The organism is Photorhabdus sp. RM322S (genome assembly GCF_042879395.1).
Classification (GTDB): domain Bacteria; phylum Pseudomonadota; class Gammaproteobacteria; order Enterobacterales; family Enterobacteriaceae; genus Photorhabdus; species Photorhabdus khanii.
The window spans coordinates 23253-42887 of the sequence record NZ_JBHFKW010000038.1 but is presented as its reverse complement, the minus strand read 5'-3'; the positions used below and the strand labels follow the sequence as shown (position 1 = coordinate 42887).

Here is a 19635-nt window from a genome sequence, read left to right as displayed (position 1 = left end):
TGCAGCGGCTGGATGGCCGTCAGGTAAATTAAAAGATAACTCGTGGCCCTGGCCAACGGGTTGCTGCACTTATCCATCGTACTCTCTCTTTTCTTAAGTTAATTGGGCTTTGGTGATAAAACGGTAATCTTTCCATAGGAAATATTGATAATTTGATAGTGTCATAATTGAACTATTCTAATGCGTGATTAATTATCTGTCTGAATGGATAGTATGAAATGTGATCAAGATCTGGTTGTTTAATCCTGATAATGGGGAATGAGATATATTAAATGCCAGAAAATCGCGATAAGGTTGGAGGTACTTTCTTATTACATCCAACCCCAATTCTTTTAACTTCCGCGTTTAGGGGGAGAATTCCGCAGTTTCGTTAAATGAATTTTTAATTAAGAAAATAGGAAAGCCTTCGGAATGATAATCGTCTTACAGGCTTATCATATTTTTCACATTGTTCACTTTCATTTTTTTGACGATCGCAAACTCCTTTTGCATAAGACACTGCATTATGCAGTGTCTTATGCTGGAGCTAGATAGCGTTTTTCAACCTAAACGTATTAATTTCTCAGTAACAGATAGATATTCTCGTCACCGCGAAGAATATTCAGCGCTATTACCGGAGGTTTAGAATCAATAACTTTGCGCAGTTCGTTAATGTTCTGTACCCGTTCATTATTGATCCCAACAATCAGGTCACTTTTCTGTAAACCAGACATCGCCGCAGGTGAGTTTTGCATGACACTATCGATTTTCACACCGAGAGTCCCTTTCACTTCGCCATTACTGAGAGTTGCGCCTTGCAGGGCAAGTGTTAGGTTTCCAGCTTTGGTGGTTTGACCTTCACTGTTTTCCAGAATAACGGAAACTTCCATTGGTTTGCCTTTACGCAATAAGCCAATTTTAATTTCTTTACCTGGCACAGTTGTACCAATTTTGGCTTTCAGTTCAGCAAAGCTATTGATCTTCTTACCATCAACAGAAACCAGAATATCGCCGGATTTAATCCCTGCTTTCGCTGCCGCGGATTTTGGTAATACTTCACTGACAAATGCACCGCGCTGGGCATCAATATTGAATGCTTTGGCGATATCGGCGTTCATTTCAGTACCTTTGATACCGAGAATACCGCGTTTGACTTCACCATGAGCAATAAGCTGCTCACTCAGGGTTTTTACCATATTACTTGGGATGGCAAAGCCGATACCGATGTTACCGCCGCCTGGAGCCAGAATTGCGGTGTTGATACCAATCAACTCGCCATTCAAATTAACCAGCGCTCCACCGGAGTTACCACGGTTAATCGAGGCGTCGGTTTGGATAAAGTTTTCCAGCCCTTCGAGATTTAGACCGCTGCGTCCTAACGCCGAGATAATTCCTGAAGTCGCAGTTTGACCAAGACCGAACGGATTACCCACCGCCACAGCAAAATCACCAACCCGGAGCTTATCGGAATCGGCTATTGTGATTGCCGTTAAATTTTTGGCATCTTTCAGTTGCAGCAAGGCGATGTCAGTTTGAGCGTCGCGACCTAACAGTTTAGCTTCATATTCACGCCCATCGTTCAATTGCACACGGATTTTATCCGCATTCTCAATAACGTGATTGTTGGTCAATATATAACCTTTGGCAGCGTCAATGATGACACCTGAGCCAAGCCCCTGAAATGGGCGGGTACTTTCACGACCCATTGGCAGATTCGGGCCAAAGAAGAACCTGAACTCTTCCGGTATACTCTGCTCCTGTTGTACCTGAGTACCGGAAACATGCACGCTGACAACTGCCGGCAATACTTTCTCAAGCATCGGAGCGAGGCTTGGCAGCTCCTGACCGGCAATAACCGCAGGCAAAGCAGCGCTACTGATGGCAGGAACGGAAGCTACGGATAACCCGATACTGATTGCTAACGCACTAAGGAATAAGTTTTTTCTTTTCATCTAATTTCGTTCTCTTGTATACCTAAGCCAGAAGGCTAATAAGTTAATTCGGGCAAGTTGCCATGATTACTCTATGACTGTTAATTATTAAGTAAAGTTCATCTGGCAAACAGACTTGGCACGATTTTTTACAAGGATTTACATGATTGAAGAATAAAAAAACAAAACTTTTTGCGGATAGAGAAGAGATCTTGCCTTTGGAATTAATGCTGTGGCACAAAACATGCCACAGCAGAAATAGTTACTGGTTTTTTTCATTAACCGGGCGGAACAGGCCGGAAGCGCCATCAGAGTAATCTCTTGGAGGCATTTTAACCGGAGCCTGATCATTATCTGCTTCTGATTCAGTCAGTCGATAATTGAATGGATTTTCTTGTACTGGCATATTCGGCATCAGCTCGTGAGAGCTTTTGGCCATATGCTGATACAACTGGCGATAATCGCGGGCCATATTGTCGAGTAATTCTGCACTGTGGGCAAAATGGCCGACTAATTCTTTACGGTACACTTCCAGTTCTGATTTATTATTCTCCAGTTCAGTTTGTAAGGCTCCCTGCTGGCGCAGCTTAGTGTTACCAAAGCGCATGACTAGCGCTCCGATAACAAAACCCACCACTAATCCAATCAGTGCATACTCCCAAGTCATAGCTACTCCTTCATCAACATCGTTGTTCAGCAGAATGTTTCACTTAATTATCGTCACTATAACCGTTAATCTAGTTAGAGTGGAATATTGATCATGATTTACATATTGTTTGTAGACCTTATTTTGAACCTTATTGTAGACAATTGATCTGGTGATAAGGTCAATCTGAATCATAAAAACGATAAAAAACGGGCAATTATTTTTTAAGGATTGTTTTGTCATGCCATCATTGATTATCCCTTCATCATTCTATCAAAAAGCCCTTTCTAAGGGGGAATACCAGCCAGATGATGTCCAACGTCGTGTCGTTGCTCAATTGGATGTTATTCACTATGCCCTGATTAATACTTCTTCCGGCCATCCAGCGAAGCGAAAAAGCTTGAAAGGGCGACTGAGTAAATTATTAGGCAAACAGACTTCAACGACCTGTACACCTGTTCAAGGGCTTTATATGTGGGGTGGGGTTGGCAGAGGGAAAACGTGGTTAATGGATATGTTTTACCAGAGTTTGCCAGGTAAAAGAAAACTGCGTTTGCATTTTCATCGCTTTATGCTGCGGGTGCATGAAGAATTAAAGGTGTTGCAAGGGCATGAGGATCCGCTGGATATTGTCGCGGATGGTTTTAAAGCAGAAACCGATGTGCTCTGCTTTGATGAATTCTTCGTTTCTGATATTACTGATGCCATGATCCTTGGCACATTGTTGGAGGCTCTGTTTGTCAGGGGGATCACGTTGATTGCAACGTCTAATATTCTTCCCGATGAACTCTATCGTAATGGTTTACAGCGAGCTCGTTTTTTACCTGCGATTGAGCAGATTAAAAAATATTGTGACGTAATGAATGTGGATTCAGGTATTGATTATCGGCTGCGTACTTTGACACAGGCTCATCTCTATTTCACACCGCTGAATGAAGATAATGAACGGGCTATGGATCGAATATTTATCCGTTTGGCGGGTAAAAGCAGTGAGCAAGCCCCGATATTGGAAATTAATCATCGGCAGATGCCGGCAATTCGTAGTGCCGATGGTGTATTGGCAATTGGATTTAAAGTTTTGTGTGAAGATGCCCGTAGTCAGATGGACTACATTGTTTTATCAAAACTTTATCACACCGTTTTGTTATATCAGGTTCCGGTGATAATGTCTGGTAATGAAAATGCTGCTCGTCGTTTTCTGGCGCTGGTTGATGAATTCTACGAGCGTCGGGTAAAACTGATAATTAATGCCGCAGTACCGATGGAACAGATTTACCAAGGGGTTTTGCTGACTTTCGAATACCAGCGTTGCTTGTCCCGCTTGCAGGAAATGCAAAGCGAAGAATATCTGAAATTACCTCATTTGCCTTAATCTTGTGCTTATCCTGTATATTTCGGACTAAAGTTGATTTTAAATAATTCAAATTGGGGTCGATTTTTATTTGTGACTTCTCTATAATCTTGCGACCCCACGTTACAGCAATGTTTTTTTTCCCAAAAAACTTGCATAGTGCCGGCATAGGCTATTCGAAGGGGTAGGTTTGCTGGACAAGAGTCGTGTGAACCTCAGCAGTTTCTGAACCTTGAGTGTTCACCAACGTGTAACTTATTATTGGGTAAGCTTTAATGAAAACTTTTACAGCTAAACCAGAAACCGTAAAACGCGACTGGTATGTTGTTGACGCAGATGGCAAAACTTTAGGCCGTCTTGCAACTGAAGTGGCTCGTCGTCTACGCGGCAAGCATAAAGCGGAATACACTCCGCACGTTGATACCGGTGATTACATCATCATTGTTAACGCAGAAAAAGTTGCTGTAACCGGTAACAAACGTTCTGATAAAATTTACTATCACCACACTGGTCACATCGGTGGTATCAAGCAAGCGACCTTTGAAGAGATGATTGCCCGCCGTCCTGAGCGTGTAATTGAAATCGCGGTTAAAGGCATGCTGCCAAAAGGGCCACTGGGTCGTGCAATGTACCGTAAACTGAAAGTTTACGCAGGTAGCGAGCACAACCACGCGGCACAGCAACCGCAAGTTCTGGACATTTAATCGGGATTATAGGCAATGGCTGAAAATCAATACTACGGCACTGGTCGCCGCAAAAGCTCTTCCGCACGTGTCTTTATTAAGCCAGGTAGCGGTAACATCGTCATCAATCAACGTAGCCTCGAAGTTTACTTTGGCCGCGAAACAGCACGCATGGTTGTTCGTCAGCCACTCGAGCTGGTTGATATGTTGGGTAAACTGGATCTGTACATCACCGTTAAAGGTGGTGGTATTTCTGGTCAGGCAGGCGCAATCCGTCACGGTATCACCCGTGCACTGATGGCATACGACGAAACTCTGCGTTCTGATCTTCGTAAAGCTGGCTTCGTTACCCGCGATGCTCGTGAAGTTGAACGTAAGAAAGTCGGTCTGCGTAAAGCACGTCGCCGTCCACAGTTCTCCAAACGTTAATTTTTTGTCTTTATGGCAATTACTTAATGTTAAAACCCGTCTTTATGGCGGGTTTTTTACTTAATTATCCATACACTTCCCCCAAAATGTACAAAATCTGGTAAACTAGTGCCAATTTTTGCCTCATCCATTTATCTGCTTACTATCTGAACGATAGCCATTGTGTCGAGTAGCGCATTCCGTATTCACCGTTGCGGCGCAGAAACATAAGGGGTGAGAATGAGTGAGTAGGAATAGTCGTTATAGCGAGGGACTATTCATTCCTTTTTTAGATAAACTTGGAGGTTTTCATGGCTGTCGCTGCCAACAAACGTTCGGTAATGACTCTGTTTTCAGGCCCGGCCGACATTTTTAGCCATCAAGTGCGAATTGTACTGGCGGAAAAAGGTGTCAGTGTTGAAGTTGAACAGGTTGAGGCAGGTAATTTGCCACAGGACCTTATCGATCTGAACCCTTATCAGACAGTTCCGACTTTGGTTGACCGTGAGCTGACGCTGTATGACTCCCGCATCATTATGGAATATCTCGATGAGCGTTTTCCTCATCCGCCATTAATGCCAGTGTATCCGGTTGCCCGTGGTTCCAGCCGTTTGATGATGCACCGCATTGAGAAAGACTGGTATTCCCTGATGCACACTATTGAGAAAGGTAATTCTCAGGAAGCCAATGCTGCCCGTAAACGATTAGCAGAAGAATTGCTGGCAGTAGCGCCAATATTTAAAGAGATGCCATTCTTTATGAGTGAAGAATTCAGTTTGGTTGATTGCTATCTTGCCCCTTTACTATGGCGTTTACCTGAACTGGGTATAGAGTTACCGAGTTCTGGCACCAAAGATTTACAAATTTACATGCAGCGTGTCTTTGAACGTGATGCATTCCTGGCTTCATTAACAGAAGCTGAACGTGAAATGCGCTTGCAATCCAGGAACTGATTTATGGAGTTGTCTCAAATGTCTCCTCGTCGTCCTTATTTGTTGCGTGCTCACTACGAGTGGTTACTGGATAATGATATGACTCCATATCTGGTTGTAGACGTGACTTTACGTGGAGTAAATGTACCAATGGAATATGCCCGTGATGGGCAAATTGTGCTGAATATAGCGCCGAGAGCTGTTGGTAATCTTGAGTTAACCAATGATGAAGTACGCTTCAATGCCCGTTTTGGCGGTATGCCCCGTCAGATTAATGTACCAATGGTGGCGGTTCTCTCTATTTATAGCCGTGAAAATGGGGCAGGAATGATGTTTGAGCCTGAAGCAGCTTATAAAGATGAATATCTTTTTGAGTCCACTTCAGGGAATGATAAAGCTGGCGCTTCTGCGACAGATAACCTGGTATTAGTTACGGATACCCTCCGCGATGCTGAAGATAATAGTGGAACTTCACCCGATGATGAGCCACCAAAACCGACAAGAGGGCGTCCTGCTTTACGGGTAGTAAAATAAGCGCTAAAAAGGGGGCAAGTTGCCTCCTTATTTTTTCAAATTTATTGATTAAAATTCCACATTGTAGGCTTTCTCTAGCTCCCAGAAACATTCTTCTACCCTGTCTTTAGCTTCGTAGTCTGTGATAGACCCTAAGCTCTTTCTGACTTTATTGACAAACTCTATTTTATTCTCTCTAGTTTCAAGTTCTGGCGGGATTGTACAGATATCAGCTAATAATATGTTGTTTTCTTTATCGGCAGTAGCAAGGACATCAACGGGATTATTAATTAATGCCATAGAAAGTGCGTAACGCATCTCTTTGGAAAAATCCAGATGTATAGTTTGAGTTAATTTAAAAGCCAGTTTTATCCAGTCACGGTCACCAGTAGTAATTTTGTGAGTGATTTCTTGTCTGGCTCCTGTTTCCCCTAATTCTGCAACGACAGAGTTGATACCTCTATTGATAATCTCTTTATTAATATTATCGGGTGTAATGTTTCGTGACAGCGCAAGCACCGGAAGACTAGTACCAGTAAGTAACGCCAAAGACAACAAAATTAGAGATTTAATTAATTTCATTAATATTTCCAGAGTTTATAGTTGAATAAGTACAGTGCTATCTGAACCGGGTAGTTGGTAAAATCCACTATAACAAGATGAAATACAGCTAAATGTTAATTATGACAGCAGTAAGTCTGGAATGTTCATTAAATACATTCACTCTTTATATAAAGATAGTCCAGCTAATATAAATTATCGAGATGATAATAGGAAGGTTTGGGAGCTGGAAAGCTCCCTTTGTTGATTAGATCTTGAGGTGGTCGAGAATGCCCTGTGCAGCTTTACGCCCTTCGGCAATTGCGGTTACAACCAGATCTGAACCGCGAACGGCGTCTCCGCCAGCAAATATCTGAGGATTGCTGGTCTGAAACGGTATGTCTGAGAACTCAGGTGCAACGATACGCCCCTGTTTATCCAGCGCTATTTGATGATCATTTAACCAGCTCATTGTATGTGGTTTAAAACCAAATGCCATAATCACGGCGTCAGCTTCGAGCAGATATTCGGAACCGGTGATAATTTCAGCCTGGCGGCGTCCATTTTCATCAGGTTTACCTAATTGGGTCCGTACCATTTTTATGCCACAAACTTGACCTGAACTGTTGATTTCAATGCTGAGAGGTTGCAGATTAAACAGAAATTCTACACCTTCTTCCCTGGCATTTTTCACCTCGCGGCGGGAGCCTGGCATGTTAACTTCATCACGGCGGTAAGCACAGGTAACTGAAGCCGCTTTTTGGCGAATAGACGTTCTGACGCAATCCATCGCCGTATCGCCACCACCGAGAACTACGACCTGTTTACCCTGCATATCAATGAAAGGCTGTGATTGCAGGGGGGAATACCCCATCAAGTGCCGGGTATTGGCAATCAGAAATGGCAGTGCATCATAAACGCCATCAGCATCTTCATTTGCCAGTCCCCCGCGCATTGACTGATAGGTTCCTACACCAAGAAATACGGCATCAAATTGCTCTGTCAGTTCAGATAGGGCGATATCTTTGCCTATTTCAGTATTGAGCCGGAACTCAATTCCCATCTCAGAGAAAATTTTACGTCGGCGTATCATCACCTCTTTTTCCAGTTTAAACGCAGGTATGCCAAAAGTGAGTAATCCACCTATTTCCGGGTGGCGATCAAAAACGACTGCTTGTACACCATTACGGGCTAATACATCAGCACAGGCCAGCCCTGCGGGGCCTGCACCAATAATCGCAACCTGTTTGCCCGTTGGCTGAACTTGTGACATATCGGGCTTCCAGCCCATAGCAATCGCTTTATCGTTGATGTAGCGTTCGATATTACCAATAGTGACTGCGCCAAACTCATCATTTAGGGTACAGGCACCTTCACAAAGGCGATCCTGTGGACAAACGCGGCCGCAAACTTCCGGCAGGCTGTTTGTCTGATGGGATAAATCAGCGGCTTCCATGATGCGCCCTTCATTGGCAAGTTTAAGCCAATTGGGAATGTAATTATGGACAGGACATTTCCATTCGCAATACGGATTACCACAGGAAAGGCAGCGATCTGCCTGTGTTTGTGCCTGAATTGCTGAAAATGACTCATAGATTTCCACAAATTCTATTTTGCGGCTCTTCAGCGGTTTTTTAGGCGGATCGACGCGTTGTAAGTCGATAAATTGATAGACATTCTGGCTCATCTGGGCTCCTTATTGCGCTTGAATTCGCAACTCTGCGGAAGAACGACTGCGATGTCCCAGCAGGGCTTTCACATCACTGGATTTTGGTTTCACAAGTGCAAATTTGCTCAACCACTGTTGCCAGTTAGCAAGAATATCTTCACCGCGCTGGGAACCGGTCAGGAGAACGTGTTCAGTGATAAGTCCTCTCAAATGCTCTTCGTGAATAGCTAAGGTCTCTACTGCCAGAACTTCTACCAGCTCTGGGTTAACCCGTTTGCGGAAATCATCATTTTCATCCAGAACATAGGCAAAACCGCCGGTCATTCCTGCACCAAAGTTTATTCCGGTGCGTCCGAGAATGCAGACGATACCGCCTGTCATATATTCACAGCCATTATCTCCGATACCTTCGACAACGGTAATAGCACCTGAATTGCGAACAGCGAAGCGTTCTCCGGCACGTCCAGCAGCGTATAACTTGCCTCCGGTCGCCCCATACAGACATGTGTTGCCAATGATGGTTGCCTGATGGCTTTTGAAGGCAGAACCGACAGGTGGGTGTATGACGATGCGGCCACCGGCCATACCTTTACCAACATAGTCATTGGCATCACCGATAAGTGTCAGCTCCAGACCGCCGGCATTCCAGACACCAAAACTTTGACCGGCAGTACCATTGAAATGAATTTTTATTGGAGCAGCGGCGACGCCCTGATTACCATAGCGGGCAGCGATAAAGCCAGAAAGAGAAGCCCCGACTGAACGATCGGTATTACGGATATCAAAATAGAAAGTTTTACTTTGTTGGTTCTCAATATAACTGGAGGCTTGAGCTAATAAGTTTTTATTCAATGTGCCATTATCAAATGGCGGGTTATTTTCAGTGCAATATAACGTTTTGCCCTGATGGGGTTCAGCTGTTGCCAAGAGCGGCTCAAGATTTAATTTGCTCTGTTTTGCTGAAATGCCTTCCAATACTTCCAGCAACTCAGTTCGGCCTATTAAGTCAGTCAGATTTCTGACCCCTAATTCCGCCATGATCTCTCTGGTTTCACGGGCGATAAAATGGAAGTAATTTATTACCCGCTCAGGCAATCCGTGGTAATGGTCGCGGCGTAATTTCTCATCTTGCGTTGCAACACCGGTCGCACAGTTATTCAGGTGGCAGATACGCAGATATTTGCACCCAAGGGCAACCATGGGGCCGGTGCCGAAACCGAAACTTTCAGCACCAAGAATGGCTGCTTTGATAATGTCCACGCCGGTTTTCAACCCGCCATCTACCTGTAAACGGATCTTATGGCGCAATCCGTTGGCAACCAGAGCCTGTTGAGTTTCCACTAATCCCAATTCCCAGGGGCATCCGGCATACTTCACTGATGACAATGGACTGGCGCCAGTACCGCCATCGTAACCTGCGATAGTAATTAAATCGGCATAAGCCTTGGCAACACCCGTTGCAACCGTACCAACGCCTGGCTCTGAAACCAGTTTTACTGAGATCAGCGCATTGGGATTGATCTGCTTTAGATCGAAAATCAACTGAGCCAGATCTTCAATAGAATAAATATCGTGATGCGGTGGTGGAGAAATAAGTGTTACGCCTGGTACGGAATAACGTAGTTTTGCAATATACGGTGTGACCTTATCACCCGGTAATTGCCCGCCTTCTCCAGGTTTAGCACCTTGGGCCACTTTAACCTGAATCACATCAGCGTTGACCAGATAGGCAGGTGTTACACCGAACCGGCCGGAAGCAACTTGCTTGATACGGGAAACTTTTTTTGTACCATAACGTGCGGGATCTTCTCCGCCTTCACCGGAGTTGGAAAAGCCACCCAGCGTATTCATTGCTTCTGCCAGAGCTTCATGTGCTTCAGGGCTTAATGCTCCAATCGACATTGCGGCGGTATCAAAGCGTTTAAACAGCGCTTCGGCGGGTTCTACTTCTTCAATGGGGATAGGTTCATCTTTTGTTTTTATCGCCAGCAAATCACGGATTGTGGTCACTGGACGCCGATTAACCAAGCGGCTATATTTCAAATAATCGCTGTATTCGCCACTGTGAACCGCAGATTGTAGTGTGCTTATGACATCCGGGTTATAAGCGTGGTATTCGCCGTTATGTACATATTTCAGTAACCCTCCCTGATCAACTGGATGGCGGGGAAGCCATGCACGTTTGGATAAGTTTCTCAGGTCCTGTTCAAAATCGCTGAAGTTAGCACCACCAATCCGGCTGACAACACCATTGAAGCAAAGCTCAGTTAATTCAGAATGTAAGCCGACAGCTTCAAACAGTTTAGAGCAACGATAGGAGGCGATAGTCGAGATGCCCATTTTCGACATGATTTTATATAGCCCTTTATTGATGCCATTGCGGTAGTTGAGCATGACATCAGCATAAGGTTTATTAATCGTGCCATTATCGACCATTTTGGCCAGTGATTCGTAAGCCAGATAGGGATAGATAGCGGTTGCACCAAACCCCAGCAGCACAGTGAAATGATGTGGATCACGGGCACTCGCGGTTTCTATTATTAGGTTGGTATCACAGCGCAGGCTTTTTTCTACCAAACGGTGCTGAATGGCCCCGACAGCCATAGGTGCTGGTATGGGTAACTTCTCCAGCGTAATATTGCGGTCAGATAATACCAGTAATACTGCACCATCTCTGGCGAGCTGTTCGGCCTGGTCACACAGTGCAAACAGCGCATTTTGCAGATGAGTTTCTTGCGGATTGAAAGTTAAGTCTAAACGTTCTGCACGATAGTGCGGACTCTGTTGTGTTGTTAATTGATGAAAATCAGAGTAGAGCAGAATAGGGGATTTAAAACTTAACCGATGTGCCTGTCCTTCTGCCTCACAAAATACGTTCATCTCCCGTCCAATACAGGTGGTGAGCGACATAACATGCGCTTCGCGTAGTGGATCAATTGGTGGGTTAGTGACTTGAGCGAATTGCTGACGGAAATAGTCATAAATAATCCTTGGGCGGCTGGAAAGTACAGCAAACGGCGTATCATCACCCATTGATCCCGTCGCTTCCTGACCATTCTCTCCCAGGACCCGGATAATTTGATCCAATTCTTCATTACTGTAGGCAAATTGTTTTTGATAAACCGCCAGTGATTGATCGTTCAGATCCCGGTGACCCGCCCGATCTTCCAGTAATTCTTCAAATGGGATCAGGCGCTTGACGTTTTTATCCATCCATTCTTTATAGGGATGGCGGCTTTTCAGGTCATTGTCTGTTTCTTCTGCATGAAGGATACGGCCTTGGCGGGTATCAATTACCATGAGTTCACCGGGGCCGACTCGTCCCTTTTCTACGACTTCGTCAGGCTGATAATCCCAGATGCCGACTTCGGAAGCACAAGTGATCAGCTTATCTTTAGTAATGACATAACGTGCCGGGCGTAAGCCATTACGATCCAGATTACAGGCAGCATAGCGGCCATCTGACATGACGATACCAGCAGGACCATCCCAGGGTTCCATGTGCATAGAGTTGAAATCAAAGAAAGCGCGCAGATCCTCATCCATATCAGGATTGTTCTGCCATGCCGGCGGGACCAGCAACCGCATAGCACGGATTAAATCCATTCCGCCATTGAGAAACAGCTCCAGCATGTTATCCAGCGAGCTGGAGTCTGATCCTGTTTCGTTGACAAAAGGAGCCGCAGATTGCAGATCAGGGATAAGCGGGGTTTTGAATTTATAGGCTCTTGCCCGTGCCCACTGGCGGTTGCCGGTAATGGTATTTATTTCACCATTATGAGCGAGATAGCGGAAAGGCTGTGCCAATGGCCAACGTGGTACGGTATTGGTTGAGAAACGCTGATGGAACAGGCAGATTGCTGATTCTAATCGTAAATCAGCCAGATCAGGATAGAAACGGGGTAAATCTGCCGCCATGCACAGCCCTTTATAGATGGTCACCAGATTGGACAAACTACAAACATAAAAATCACTGTCGCTGATGTGTTTTTCTATCCGGCGGCGGGCAACGAATAAACGGCGTTCTAAATCACGGGCACGCCAGCCAGCAGGAGCATTAACAAAAATCTGTTCGATACGGGGGAGGCTGGAAAGGGCTATTTCGCCGAGAATATCACTGTTGGTCGGTACTTCACGCCAGCCAACGACTGACAGCGTTTCATTTTGCAGCTCCTGTTCGACTATTTCCCGGCAGTTTTGGGCAATCTGAGGATCCTGGCTGAGAAATAGCATACCGACTGCATAATTGCGGGCTAAACGCCATTCGTGCTCTTGTGCGACCATCCGAAAAAAACGGTCGGGTTTTTGCAGCAATAAACCGCAACCATCGCCGGTTTTACCATCTGCCAGAATTGCGCCACGATGTTGCATTCGTGCCAGTGCATGGATAGCGGTACGGACTACTTTGTGGCTTGGCTCCCCTTCAATATGGGCTATCAGTCCAAAGCCACAGTTATCCTTTTCTTGAGATTTGTTATACAGCATAGTGTGAACCTCCCCAGGTTCTGTCCGACTCTCACAGAAACTCACAGAAATTTGTGAGATGAATATTTTTACAGGCGTCTGAATTGCGCCCTCAATCAACTGCCACCTGTCTATTGACTATGAACAGGCGGTACTGAAATGGTATTGTGTCACTGCATAATTATGGTGCAGATGAGGATCTGACGGATGATTTCTAGTGACTTCTCAAGTTAACGAGAAATGCAGATCAGGTCAAATATAGCTGGGATAAGATAAATACAGGCAAAAAATAGAGTTAATCATATGATTTATAAATAAAAAAAATTAATATGAAAGTTGTGTGATATAGATCATGTTAGAATTTTAATGTGAGTTATATCACTAATATTAGTGTAATATCTGTTTTGTATATACTGTTAAATGTTTATTTTTTGGATTTAAGTTCCGACAAATATAAACTAAATGGAATTAATATATATTTTTATTTTTTTATAAGAATAAAGTTTTATCTTTTTGTGGTTATTAAAGGAGTGAAAAAGAATTTTATGCTCATTTTGTCAATGAATTTGATTATTTATTCATGCTTAGATTGTGCGAAAAGACCGGCAGGGGTAAAAAGTCAGAATAATGTTTGGGAAGTCCTCATCAAAACTATTAAATAATACTATTGTTTTACTCGATCAACAATTTCTGTATTCCTTCAACGAAGTAGCGGACTTTTTACGGTATGATTCGGATTGGTCATATTTAACGGGAGTCTTTATGAAATGAAGCTGCTTAGGGGCCTGGCCCAATATTATGTTGATTTAATGATGAAATTGGGGCTAGTACGCTTCTCATTACTGCTTGCATCTGCGTTAGTTGTTCTTGCTATGAGTGTGCAGATGGTCGTCACTTTTCTGCTTCAGGGAGGAGTGCAAAGTATTGATTTAGTTCGCTCAATTTTCTTTGGTTTGTTAATTACTCCCTGGGCAGTCTATTTCCTTTCGGTTGTTGTTGAACAGCTTGAAGAATCCCGCCAACGATTATCCAAATTAGTTGAAAAATTAGAAGTGATGCGTCAGCGTGATCGGGAACTTAATCAGCAATTAAAAGACAATATTATTAAGCTGAATCAGGAAATCTCAGAAAGAGAAAAAGCTGAACAGGCGCATCTGATATTGCTGGATAAACTAAAAGAAGAGATGAAGCACCGTGAGCAGACCCAGATTGAATTGGAACAGCAATCTATATTACTGAAATCTTTTCTCGATGCTTCTCCTGATTTGGTCTATTACCGTAATGAAAATAATGAGTTCTCTGGTTGTAACCGGGCGATGGAATTGCTGACGGGTAAAAGCCAGAAACAACTTGTCGGGCTAACACCAAATGATGTTTATGATAAAGAAGTTGCCCGCAAGGTGATGAAAACGGATGAAAAAGTGTTCCGTCATAATGTTGCCCTAACTTATGAACAATGGCTGGTTTATCCCGATGGACGAAAAGCCTGTTTTGAACTGCGGAAAGTCCCTTTTTATGATCGGGTAGGAAAAAGACACGGGCTTATGGGATTTGGGCGCGATATAACGGAGCGTAAGCGTTATCAGGACGCTTTGGAGAATGCAAGTAGGGATAAGACGACTTTTATCTCAACGATTAGCCATGAGCTTCGTACTCCTTTAAATGGCATTGTTGGTTTGAGCCGTATTCTACTTGATACTGAACTGACCTCTGAACAAAATAAATATCTGAAAACGATACATGTCAGTGCTATCACGCTTGGCAATATTTTCAATGACATTATTGAAATGGACAAAATTGAGCGGCGTAAAGTCCAGCTTGATAATCAGCCCATTGACTTTACCGGTTTTATGTCCGATCTGGAAAACCTCTCCGGGCTGCTGGTACAGCCGAAAGGGATTAAATTTGTGATGGAACCCGAGCTGCCATTACCTGCCAGAATCATGACAGATGGTACTCGCTTGCGCCAAATTCTGTGGAACTTGATTGGCAATGCAGTGAAATTTACTCAAAAAGGCGAGATTAATGTTCGAATCTGGTATGAAAAGGGTGAGCGTTTGTTGTTTGAAGTCACGGATACGGGGATTGGCATTCCACTTGATGAGCAAGAGAAGATCTTTGCGATGTATTATCAGGTGAAAGGCAGTCATGGTGGTTGTCCGGCAACGGGAACAGGTATTGGACTGGCTGTATCCAAACGTTTAGCTCAAAGTATGGGAGGCGATATTTTGGTGGAAAGTGAGCCGGGACAAGGTTCTCGATTTACACTCTCTATTATTGCTCCTGCTATGGAAGAGAGTCTGCCATGCAGAGAAGATACAGAAGATTGCCCACTTCCGGCTTTGCATATTTTGCTGGTAGAAGATATTGAGCTGAATGTGATCGTTGCTCGTTCAGTACTGGAAAAATTGGGTAACAGCGTAGAAGTCGTTATGAATGGTAAGGATGCTCTGGAAGTGTTCAAGCCAGGGGAGTTCGATCTGGTATTACTTGATATTCAGTTGCCTGATATGACCGGATTAGACATCGCCCGGGAATTACGTAAGCGATATGCCAAAAAGGATCTGCCCCCACTTATTGCGCTGACTGCAAATGTCTTAAAGGACAAAAAAGAATATCTGGATGCGGGCATGAATGGCGTGCTGAGTAAACCGCTGTCTGTGAATGCCTTAACTGCCATTATTGAACAATTCTGGGGAGAACAGTCTGTGCATCATATGAAGCCAGAAGAAGAGGAGTCAGGATTGATGAAAGATGAAGATTTACTTGATACAGAAATGCTTAATCAATACATCGAGCTGGTTGGACCTCAATTGATTCGCGATAGCCTGAGTGTATTTGAGAAGATGATGCCGGGGTACCTGTCTGTGCTGGAATCGAATATGACAGCTAAAGACCAGAAAGGCATCACGGAGGAAGCACATAAGATAAAAGGTGCGGCGGGGTCGGTTGGATTACTTCATTTACAACAACTGGCTCAACAGATTCAATCACCTGATTTACCTGCATGGTGGGACAATGTTCAGGAATGGGTTGATGAGTTAAAGCAAGAATGGAGAAACGATACGGAAATTTTAGGGGAATGGTTGGCAGGCGCTGAAAAAAAATAACCCCAACCGAGGTTGGGGTGCGCGAATACTGCGCCAACACCAGGGAAAACTTTTTACCCGCCTATCTGATGCATCTTTGTTGCGGCGAGTAAATGGGGAATTCTCCGTACATCATACAAGTACCAACATAGCAAAGATAAGATTTTTTGTTACAAGATTCATTAAAATCTGTGATGAAGATTGGTGTTTAACCCCCTAAAGGGTTAAGCAATAATCGACTACAAATGGAGTGAGCTATGAAATCAGTTGCGGTTGTCTTAAGTGGATGTGGTGTATTCGATGGTAGTGAAATTCATGAATCAGTATTAACTATGCTTTCTTTGGATCGTTTAGGTGTTAAAACGAGCTTTTTGGCGCCTGATGCGCCACAACTTCATGTTATTAATCATATTAGTGGTGAAGAAACAGACGGAGAACGTAACGTTCTACAGGAGTCAGCCCGTATTTCAAGGGGAAAAATCAAGTCTTTGTCACAAGCAAATGCTGATGAGTTTGATGCCCTGATCATTCCTGGGGGATTTGGTGTTGCAAAGAATTTATGTGACTTTGCTGCTAAGACAGTTGATTGCGAAATAAATAAAGATTTATTAAGTTTAGTGAGGGCTATGCATAAACAACATAAACCTATGGGGTTTATGTGTATTGCACCGGTTATGTTGCCAAAACTACTTAATACACCGGTGAAACTAACGATTGGTAATGATCCTGAAACTGCTGCTCAGGTGGAGGAAATGGGAGGGATCCATATAGTTTGCCAGGTAAATGATGTTGTTGTTGATTTGGAAAACAAAATTGTTACAACTCCAGCCTATATGCTTGCTGAATCTATTTCTCAGGCGGAGGAGGGAATTGATAAACTTGTCAGGAAAGTATTGGAAATGACTGAGTAACTGGATGAGAAATCCTTTGCAATTTTTATGGTGCTGGTTTAAAAAAATCGTAATCTCAGTTATTATCTTATGGATAGTTTCTGTTGTTGCGTTTTCATTTTTGCCAGTGCCATTTTCTATGATTATGGTTGAGCGCCAAATTAACGCTTGGTTATCAGTTAATTTTTCTTACGTATCTCGTTCTGCTTGGGTAGGGTACGAACAAATATCCCCAAATATTGCATTGGCTGTTATTGCTGCTGAAGATCAAAAATTTCCACAGCATTGGGGATTTGACCTTGATGCTATTGAAAATGCCCTTGAGCATAATCAAAATAATGCTGGCAGGTTGAGGGGGGCTTCAACGATTTCTCAGCAAACGGCCAAAAATTTATTTTTGTGGGATGGACGTAGTTGGTTGAGAAAAGGATTGGAAGCTGGAATGACCTTTACCATTGAATTGGCATGGTCAAAAAGCCGAATTCTGACGGTTTATCTTAATATTGTGGAATTTGGTGAGGGTATTTTTGGTGTTGAAGAGGCATCCAGATACTATTTTCATAAATCAGCCAGTCAATTGACTGCATCAGAAGCTGCTTTACTCGCTGCTGTATTGCCTAACCCACACCGCTATAAAGTTAACGCACCTTCGGCTTATGTTTTACAGCGTCAACAATGGATTTTGCGACAAATGCGGTTGTTGGGCGGGGTGAATTACCTTAAGAAAAACGAGTTGTTGAAAAATAATTGAGGGAAGAATGGTAAAAAGGGAAAGCGCCCGCGTCAAAGAATGACGCGGCTTAATATATCCAGGATAGATTTATGGTGCTATTCCCCTCAGTAATATGCTTAATTCAGATAAGTAAACGCAGTTGTTACCCGCTTAACACCATCAGTTTCGCTGGCAATTTTTGCTGCGGCGTTACCTTCTTGTTTAGTCAGAATACCCAGTAAAAAGACCTCACCGTTTTCTGTAACGACTTTTATGTTGGAAGACTTAACAGAATCACTGGCCAGAATTTTTGAGCGTACTTTAGTGGTAATCCAGGTATCTTTAGAAGCCGTACTTAATTCAACAGGTTTCCCCTGACGAATTTCATTGTACACAACATGAGCTCCATCAACATGTGACGCTATCTGTTTTGCACGGTCTGAAAGGTTTGAGTCCGGGCTTTGGCCTGTCAGCAAAACTTTCCCTTGATAGGCGGTGGTAATAACACGGATACGCTCTTTGATCTGCTTATCTTTGTTAAGTGCATTACTGACACGTGCTTCCAGCGTACCATCGTCAACCTGTTGACCAATAGTACGGGGGTCGGTTGCGCTTTTAGTCGCTACAGCGGCAGAACCTACCACGGCTGCACCAATACATCCTTGTAACATGACTGCGGCACAAACCGTAGCTAATAGGGAGAAAAATCGCATTATTGGCTCCTTAGTCATCCTGGTGGGGAAAGAGTGTATTATCGATTAAGTCACATAGGCAGTTAACTGTCAGCATATGAACTTCCTGAATTCGGGTGCTGCGATGAGATGGAATACGAATCTCCACATCTTGTGGCCCTAACAAGCCAGCAAGTTCACCGCCATCATAGCCGGTAAGCGCGACAATCGTCATATCGCGGGTTACAGCCGCTTCAACGGCTTTAACAATATCCCGGCTATTTCCATGAGTGGAAATAGCCAATAACACGTCGCCTGGCTGACCTAATGCCCGTACCTGTTTAGCGTAAATTTCATCATGTTGTTTACTACTTGAAATCGCTGTTATCACCACATTGTCTGCGTTAAGTGACAATGCAGGCAGACTCGGGCGTTCAGTTTCAAACCGGTTGATCATATTGGCAGCAAACCGCTGGGCAGTTGCAGCAGAGCCGCCATTACCACAGCAAAGGATTTTGTTACCATTCAGCAATGACTGAACCATCATTATTGCGGCCCGGGAGATAGCATCAGGTAATGCTTCTGCGGCTGCAATCTGAGTTTGAATACTTTCTGTAAAACAGACTTTAATTCTATCCAGCACGTTTATAACCTACCCAGTATCATTTTAGCGAGCGAACTCATCTTGATTGAAAGCATTTGGCAACCACACAAATTGTTGACCAGTAATAGCACAAATATCAAAGCGACAAGAAGTGGTTTCAAAACACTCACCTCGTTGAAACAGCCATACTGCGGCAGCGTGCAATAATTTTCTACGCTTGCTGCGGGTCACGGTCGCCAGTGCATCGCCATATTGCCCTTGTTTGCGAAAACGGACTTCAATAAAAACCCAAGTTTGTTTGTCTTTCATTATCAGGTCAATTTCACCACCATGAACTTTCACATTCACAGCGATAAAAGTTAGCCCCTGTTTTTGCAAAAACAACTTTGCCTGTGTTTCGTAGTTACGTCCCAGCAAATAACTTGTCGGCTTTTTTATTTTCATCCTGAAAAGCGTTATTTGAATTTAATTGCCGCCTGATAACAAGCGGCAATTAATGCTTAATTAAATATACCCGTTATCTTTCAAGTTGCCTCTTTGTTGGCTGCACTCG

Annotated in this window: 16 protein-coding genes; 8 read left to right on the top strand and 8 right to left on the bottom strand. The window is 43.7% G+C overall.

The genetic code is table 11. From position 1 onward, the window contains the following. Positions 1-554: 554 nt before the first annotated feature. Positions 555-1931, bottom strand: a complete 1377-nt coding sequence (gene degQ, locus ACGF63_RS18515) for a serine endoprotease DegQ (RefSeq protein WP_152962626.1) — start codon at positions 1929-1931, stop codon at positions 555-557. A gap of 241 nt (positions 1932-2172) precedes the next feature. Then, the gene (gene zapG, locus ACGF63_RS18510; RefSeq protein ID WP_036842135.1) at positions 2173-2577 is read right to left on the bottom strand and encodes a Z-ring associated protein ZapG; all 405 of its coding nucleotides are present in this window, start codon (positions 2575-2577) and stop codon (positions 2173-2175) included. A gap of 220 nt (positions 2578-2797) precedes the next feature. On the opposite strand from zapG, the gene zapE reads away from it, so the two are divergent. The 5 genes from zapE (at position 2798) to sspB (ending at position 6464) form a co-directional block, all read left to right on the top strand. Next, on the top strand, positions 2798-3928 hold the full coding sequence (gene zapE, locus ACGF63_RS18505; protein ID WP_036842138.1) for a cell division protein ZapE: 1131 nt from the start codon (positions 2798-2800) through the stop codon (positions 3926-3928). Positions 3929-4182: 254 nt separating this feature from the next. Then, positions 4183-4611 carry a 50S ribosomal protein L13 gene (rplM, locus tag ACGF63_RS18500; RefSeq protein WP_011148147.1) on the top strand — a complete coding sequence of 143 codons (429 nt, stop codon included), beginning with the start codon at positions 4183-4185 and terminating at the stop codon, positions 4609-4611. A 15-nt stretch (positions 4612-4626) separates the two neighbouring features. Next, on the top strand, positions 4627-5019 hold the full coding sequence (rpsI, locus tag ACGF63_RS18495) for a 30S ribosomal protein S9 (RefSeq protein WP_012990148.1): 393 nt from the start codon (positions 4627-4629) through the stop codon (positions 5017-5019). A 290-nt stretch (positions 5020-5309) separates the two neighbouring features. Continuing rightward, the gene (gene sspA / locus ACGF63_RS18490) at positions 5310-5951 is read left to right on the top strand and encodes a stringent starvation protein SspA (RefSeq protein WP_021323579.1); all 642 of its coding nucleotides are present in this window, start codon (positions 5310-5312) and stop codon (positions 5949-5951) included. Between the two features lie 3 nt (positions 5952-5954). Next, positions 5955-6464, top strand: coding sequence for a ClpXP protease specificity-enhancing factor (gene sspB / locus ACGF63_RS18485; protein ID WP_036842141.1), 510 nt, complete (start codon positions 5955-5957; stop codon positions 6462-6464). Positions 6465-6512: 48 nt separating this feature from the next. Here the strand turns inward: sspB and ACGF63_RS18480 are convergent, their stop codons facing one another. From ACGF63_RS18480 to gltB, 3 genes are all read right to left on the bottom strand, one after another. Beyond that, entirely contained in the window at positions 6513-7025 is a 513-nt protein-coding gene (locus ACGF63_RS18480; protein ID WP_387632595.1) for a hypothetical protein, read from the bottom strand. Between the two features lie 226 nt (positions 7026-7251). Continuing rightward, positions 7252-8670: a glutamate synthase small subunit gene (locus ACGF63_RS18475; RefSeq protein ID WP_152962623.1), complete on the bottom strand. Its 1419-nt coding sequence runs from the start codon at positions 8668-8670 to the stop codon at positions 7252-7254. A gap of 9 nt (positions 8671-8679) precedes the next feature. After that, complete coding sequence (gene gltB / locus ACGF63_RS18470) at positions 8680-13137, bottom strand: glutamate synthase large subunit (protein ID WP_387632593.1); 4458 nt, start codon at positions 13135-13137, stop codon at positions 8680-8682. 746 nt (positions 13138-13883) lie between these two features. On the opposite strand from gltB, the gene arcB reads away from it, so the two are divergent. The 3 genes from arcB to mtgA all read left to right on the top strand — a co-directional run bounded on the left by arcB (position 13884) and on the right by mtgA (position 17846). Next, a complete protein-coding gene (gene arcB / locus ACGF63_RS18465) occupies positions 13884-16226 on the top strand; it encodes an aerobic respiration two-component sensor histidine kinase ArcB (RefSeq protein WP_387632592.1) in 2343 nt (780 codons plus the stop codon). A gap of 236 nt (positions 16227-16462) precedes the next feature. Beyond that, positions 16463-17116 carry an isoprenoid biosynthesis glyoxalase ElbB gene (gene elbB, locus ACGF63_RS18460; RefSeq protein WP_387632591.1) on the top strand — a complete coding sequence of 218 codons (654 nt, stop codon included), beginning with the start codon at positions 16463-16465 and terminating at the stop codon, positions 17114-17116. A 4-nt stretch (positions 17117-17120) separates the two neighbouring features. Beyond that, positions 17121-17846, top strand: a complete 726-nt coding sequence (gene mtgA / locus ACGF63_RS18455) for a monofunctional biosynthetic peptidoglycan transglycosylase (protein WP_152962619.1) — start codon at positions 17121-17123, stop codon at positions 17844-17846. A 98-nt stretch (positions 17847-17944) separates the two neighbouring features. Here mtgA and dolP read toward each other — a convergent pair whose 3' ends face one another. From dolP to ACGF63_RS18440, 3 genes are read right to left on the bottom strand one after another with little or no spacing between them, the layout of a single operon-like run. Further along, positions 17945-18520 carry a division/outer membrane stress-associated lipid-binding lipoprotein gene (gene dolP / locus ACGF63_RS18450; RefSeq protein WP_152962618.1) on the bottom strand — a complete coding sequence of 192 codons (576 nt, stop codon included), beginning with the start codon at positions 18518-18520 and terminating at the stop codon, positions 17945-17947. Positions 18521-18530: 10 nt separating this feature from the next. Further along, positions 18531-19121: a DnaA initiator-associating protein DiaA gene (diaA, locus tag ACGF63_RS18445; protein ID WP_036842149.1), complete on the bottom strand. Its 591-nt coding sequence runs from the start codon at positions 19119-19121 to the stop codon at positions 18531-18533. Between the two features lie 24 nt (positions 19122-19145). Continuing rightward, positions 19146-19526, bottom strand: a complete 381-nt coding sequence (locus ACGF63_RS18440) for a YraN family protein (RefSeq protein WP_387632589.1) — start codon at positions 19524-19526, stop codon at positions 19146-19148. Between the last annotated feature and the right edge of the window lie 109 nt (positions 19527-19635).

Excerpts from the sequence above, each read along its gene's own strand:
- zapE (WP_036842138.1), top strand. The coding sequence starts at position 2,798 with ATGCCATCATTGATTATCCCTTCATCATTCTATCAAAAAGCCCTTTCT.
- gltB (WP_387632593.1), bottom strand. The coding sequence starts at position 13,137 with ATGCTGTATAACAAATCTCAAGAAAAGGATAACTGTGGCTTTGGACTG.
- ACGF63_RS18475 (WP_152962623.1), bottom strand. The coding sequence starts at position 8,670 with ATGAGCCAGAATGTCTATCAATTTATCGACTTACAACGCGTCGATCCG.
- arcB (WP_387632592.1), top strand. The coding sequence starts at position 13,884 with ATGAAGCTGCTTAGGGGCCTGGCCCAATATTATGTTGATTTAATGATG.
- ACGF63_RS18480 (WP_387632595.1), bottom strand. The coding sequence starts at position 7,025 with ATGAAATTAATTAAATCTCTAATTTTGTTGTCTTTGGCGTTACTTACT.
- zapG (WP_036842135.1), bottom strand. The coding sequence starts at position 2,577 with ATGACTTGGGAGTATGCACTGATTGGATTAGTGGTGGGTTTTGTTATC.
- sspB (WP_036842141.1), top strand. The coding sequence starts at position 5,955 with ATGGAGTTGTCTCAAATGTCTCCTCGTCGTCCTTATTTGTTGCGTGCT.
- ACGF63_RS18440 (WP_387632589.1), bottom strand. The coding sequence starts at position 19,526 with ATGAAAATAAAAAAGCCGACAAGTTATTTGCTGGGACGTAACTACGAA.
- rplM (WP_011148147.1), top strand. The coding sequence starts at position 4,183 with ATGAAAACTTTTACAGCTAAACCAGAAACCGTAAAACGCGACTGGTAT.
- sspA (WP_021323579.1), top strand. The coding sequence starts at position 5,310 with ATGGCTGTCGCTGCCAACAAACGTTCGGTAATGACTCTGTTTTCAGGC.
- rpsI (WP_012990148.1), top strand. The coding sequence starts at position 4,627 with ATGGCTGAAAATCAATACTACGGCACTGGTCGCCGCAAAAGCTCTTCC.
- elbB (WP_387632591.1), top strand. The coding sequence starts at position 16,463 with ATGAAATCAGTTGCGGTTGTCTTAAGTGGATGTGGTGTATTCGATGGT.
- mtgA (WP_152962619.1), top strand. The coding sequence starts at position 17,121 with ATGAGAAATCCTTTGCAATTTTTATGGTGCTGGTTTAAAAAAATCGTA.
- dolP (WP_152962618.1), bottom strand. The coding sequence starts at position 18,520 with ATGCGATTTTTCTCCCTATTAGCTACGGTTTGTGCCGCAGTCATGTTA.
- degQ (WP_152962626.1), bottom strand. The coding sequence starts at position 1,931 with ATGAAAAGAAAAAACTTATTCCTTAGTGCGTTAGCAATCAGTATCGGG.